This is a genomic window from Teichococcus vastitatis (assembly GCF_003604215.1).
Lineage (GTDB): Bacteria > Pseudomonadota > Alphaproteobacteria > Acetobacterales > Acetobacteraceae > Pseudoroseomonas > Pseudoroseomonas vastitatis.
The window spans coordinates 1-758 of the sequence record NZ_QXGS01000201.1 but is presented as its reverse complement, the minus strand read 5'-3'; the positions used below and the strand labels follow the sequence as shown (position 1 = coordinate 758).

Genomic DNA, 758 nt, shown 5'->3' with positions numbered 1-758 from the left:
AGGAAGTGCGGAAGGCACAAGGAGCAGCGTAGGCATCGGACCACCCTACCAGGGAGCCTACGGGTGCTTGGGGGTCTCAGGCCTTACCCTTCCCCCGCCTCTTCCACCAGCTCAGCCGACCGCTCCAGCAGCGCCTTCAGGTGCCGCCTGAGGCTCCGCGCCTCAGCCCCTCGTCCGCCATGCACCGTATGAGCCTCACGAAGCCTCTGGAGGCCTTCAGCCGTCTTGGGGCCGGTGCTGGTGCCGCCATGCATCCGGCACCGACCATTGGCCATCGCAGGCCCGGCGCAGGGCTTTCCCGTGCGGCGGGACCGGGCGCCGCAACGGGGCGCCGCATGGGCTAACCGCAAGGGGTCATGCGCTGGGTACGTCATTCTGCCCCTCCCCTGCCCAGCTGCATGTTGCCGACGATTGCTTGCCCACCGTCCTGCACCACCACCCGCTCCACCCGCATCACCTGCGGGCCCTTGGCCGGCGGTCCAGCACGTCCACCATGTCGGTCATGGCGCGGGCCAAATTGGCGCCGTCCTTGCGCAGCTTGGCCGCGGTCTCGAAAGGCTGGTTGGGCACCATGGCGCGGCGCAGGCACTCCATGGCGCCGAAATGCAGGGCCACGGCCTGGGCGGCCAGCATGCCCTCGATCTCGTCCTTCGGCCGGAAGGCCGCCATGGCCTGGGAGACGGCGCGGATTTTTTTCAGCCGCTCCTCCTCCGTCTCGCCCGGCGGCGACCACACCGCCGCATGGGTCTCGCAGAACA

General features: G+C 69.4%; 2 protein-coding genes. Both read right to left on the bottom strand.

Annotated elements, in window-relative coordinates; genetic code table 11:
* Positions 1–83 precede the first annotated feature (83 nt).
* Positions 84–374: an HGGxSTG domain-containing protein gene (locus D2K64_RS26055; RefSeq protein WP_120010922.1), complete on the bottom strand. Its 291-nt coding sequence runs from the start codon at positions 372–374 to the stop codon at positions 84–86.
* 79 nt (positions 375–453) lie between these two features.
* Positions 454–758 (bottom strand): hypothetical protein (locus D2K64_RS23915; RefSeq protein WP_202910830.1); only part of this gene is annotated, 305 nt, incomplete at its 5' end.